The organism is Pontibacter sp. HJ8, from assembly GCF_054824225.1.
This window is the reverse complement of the sequence record NZ_JSYF01000240.1, coordinates 1-2,926: the sequence shown is the minus strand read 5'-3', so window position 1 is coordinate 2,926 and position 2,926 is coordinate 1. Positions and strand designations below refer to the sequence as shown.

3 protein-coding genes are annotated in these 2,926 nt (G+C 51.9%); 2 read left to right on the top strand and 1 reads right to left on the bottom strand.

Going from position 1 to position 2,926, the window contains the following annotated elements:
- Together OB13_RS11315 and OB13_RS11310 are read left to right on the top strand one after the other, a co-directional pair.
- On the top strand, window positions 1–289 hold a 289-nt coding region (locus tag OB13_RS11315), incomplete at its 5' end, for a Gfo/Idh/MocA family oxidoreductase (protein ID WP_461490276.1).
- A gap of 26 nt (window positions 290–315) precedes the next feature.
- The gene (locus tag OB13_RS11310; protein ID WP_461490275.1) at window positions 316–1,158 is read left to right on the top strand and encodes a prephenate dehydrogenase; all 843 of its coding nucleotides are present in this window, start codon (window positions 316–318) and stop codon (window positions 1,156–1,158) included.
- 118 nt (window positions 1,159–1,276) lie between these two features.
- Here OB13_RS11310 and OB13_RS11305 read toward each other — a convergent pair.
- A partial coding sequence (locus tag OB13_RS11305; RefSeq protein WP_461490274.1) for a family 20 glycosylhydrolase occupies window positions 1,277–2,926 on the bottom strand: 1,650 nt, incomplete at its 5' end.

Sequence of the window (2,926 nt, the reverse complement as noted above, 5' to 3'; positions counted from 1 at the left end):
GCAGGAAGCCGCCTTAAAAGCCGGAATCTCCCCTGCTGCAAGCCCGGACTGGGGTATAGAACCCGAAGCCCTCTGGGGCAGACTGGACACAGATTACAACGGGCTGCGCCTGGTGGGGAAAGTGCAGAGTGAAACAGGTGATTACAGAGGTTTCTATGAAAATGTGTACAAAGCCATCCGGGGCGAGGAAGAACTGGTCGTAAAACCGGAGCAGGCGCGAAATACAATCCGGGTAATCGAGCTGGCCATGCAGAGCAGCAAAGAGAAACGCACCCTGTCATTTCATTAATTTATACCTAAAGCAATTTTTAGAATATGGTAATCAGTATAGTCGGGCTGGGCCTGCTGGGCGGCTCTTTTGCACTGGGCCTGAAAGCACATTCCGGAAATGTACGCCTCATCGGCGTAGACAGTAACCCGGAACATGCCTCCAAAGCCCTGGAACTAGGTATAGCCGATGAGGTTTTGTCCCTGAAAGAAGCTGTTTTAAAATCGAACCTGGTGGTGTTAGCGACGCCAGTGAATGTGATTCTGCAGCAGTTGCTGCCTGTATTGGATCTGTTGCCGGCAGGTGCCACGCTCGTTGATCTGGGATCTACCAAGGAAGAGGTATGCAAAACGGTTGCGGGACATCCCAAGCGCAGCCAGTTTGTAGCCTTACACCCTATTGCCGGCACCGAATATTCTGGTCCTGAGGCAGCCTTCGCTTCTTTGCTGGAGGGCAAAACGATGATCATTTGTGAGAAAGAGAAAAGTTCGCCCGATTCGCTCAGTATGATTGAAAGTTTTTGCCTGGACCTGAACATGCAGCTGCGGTACATGGCAGCGGCTGAGCATGACCTGCACCTGGCTTACGTGTCCCACCTGAGCCACATCAGCTCGTTTGCCCTCGGCCTCACCGTCCTGGACAAGGAAAAAGACGAGCGCAATATATTTGACATGGCAGGGAGTGGATTTTCCTCTACCGTGCGTCTGGCAAAAAGTTCACCCCAGATGTGGGCACCGATCTTCACGCAAAACAAAAAAAATGTCTCTGCTGCACTGGGCAGCTACATTGAGCAACTGCAACAGTTCAAAGCCATCATTGACGCGGAAGACGAAGACAAAGGCAAGGAGCTTATGAAAAGGGCCAATGAGATCCGGCGCATACTTGGCTGATCGATCCAACACTTTTCTCAGAACCGCACCGGTATACCTTGCTTTGAAAAGAAGCTTATAAGAGGAGATAATTTAAAGAACAAGGGAGAAGACGCTTTGCCTTCTCCCTTGTTTATTTTCAGGTATTCTCCACGGTCACCGTTCTGCCGCCTCTTCCTGCCCTATTGAATACCCGCAGTTTGACTGTGCCTTTGGATGCGATCGGTTCCTTGTACGCTTTGCTCTTTTGGGTTGGTTCCGATCCATCCGTGGTGTAGCGGATCACCATGCCGGGCAGCTGCACATTGGCTACTATTCTGCCATTCTCCACAACAGCCCCCGCGGTAGGTATGCGGTACCGGAATCCTCCGGCATAGTGGTCGAGCCGGGGAAGCTCGCGTTTGCTCAGCACATTCACAAATTCAGTCCAGGCCTGGTTGTAAAGTGCCTCACTCTTCGCATTATCTGCCTCCGTAGCCCAGGCCGGATCTTTGGACCAGGCACGTTCCGCCAGCCCCAGTAATTTGGGCAGCAACATGTATTCGAATTGCGCCGGGCTGGTGACCATCTCGCTCCAGAGCGGCGCCTGTAGCCCGATGATGTTTTTTCTGCCAGCTTCGGTGAGCCGTTCCTTCCCTTCAAAAACAGTGAGGTCTGCTGGCTCATTGTTGGCATTTACCTTCACATTCTTGTAGTAGTCCAAAGGTATGAAGTAGAAAGGCTTGTCTAGATCCAGGTAACCGCCCCAGTTCAGTCCCGACTCCTCAAAAGCCTTCTGGTAAGACAGATCCAGGTAAAAGTTGGTAACATTGGTCAATACTACTTTATACCCGGCATTGGCCATTTTATAAGCCAGATCTTCATTGCCCGTCAGGTTGTTCCAGACATCCACATGGAAGTTTTCATCCGCGAAATCCGGGTTGGGTACATACACATTTTTGCCGTTCACCTGTGTTTTGCGCAGGCCGATTTCTTCCCAGCCATAGAGGTTCAGTTTCCGGGCTTTCAGCAGGTCATTGACCTTGCCGAAGTAGTAGTACCACAGGTCGTCCGTGCTTTTTATTTCAGGATTGCTTTTCATCAGTGCCTGCACGGCAGGCGACTTTTCCCATACTCCAGGGGGCACCTCATCGCCTCCGAAGTGAATCATGTCTATCGGGGCACCGGCTTCCTTGTACATCTTCAGGGTCTCATCCACCACCTTTTCCAGGAATGCATACGTGGACGGAAGGGCCACATTGATGACGTTATCATCCCAGTTTTGCACGGAGCGGTAAACGGATTTGTCTTCCAGGTCGCGAAGCAGGTATTGTTCTGCCGCCTGTTTTTTGCCTTCCTTCATCAGGCGATCGTAGCGGGCATCCATCGACTTGATGGCCGCTCTGGCGTGGCCCGGCGTTTCGATTTCCGGTATCACCCGGATGTGCCGGTCCTTGGCATACTTCAGTATCTCGATAAAATCGGCCCGGGTATAGTGGCCGCTTCCTATTTTGTTCTCCACATCGGGACCTGAACCGTAGGAGGGCTGCAGGTTTTTCTTGTTGTCCTGGGTATGGCCCCTTTTGGCACCTACTTCTGTGAGTTCCGGTAAGCCGGGTATTTCCAGGCGCCAGCCTTCGTCTTCGTTGAGGTGGAAATGCAGCACATTCAGTTTGTAGAGTCCCATCAGGTCGAGTGTTTTCAGGACCTGCTCCTTTGGCTGAAAATTACGGCCTACATCCATCATGAAAGCCCGGTGACCGAATCGCGGTGCATCCGAAACGGTTACCGCAGGTATAGCAACCGACGT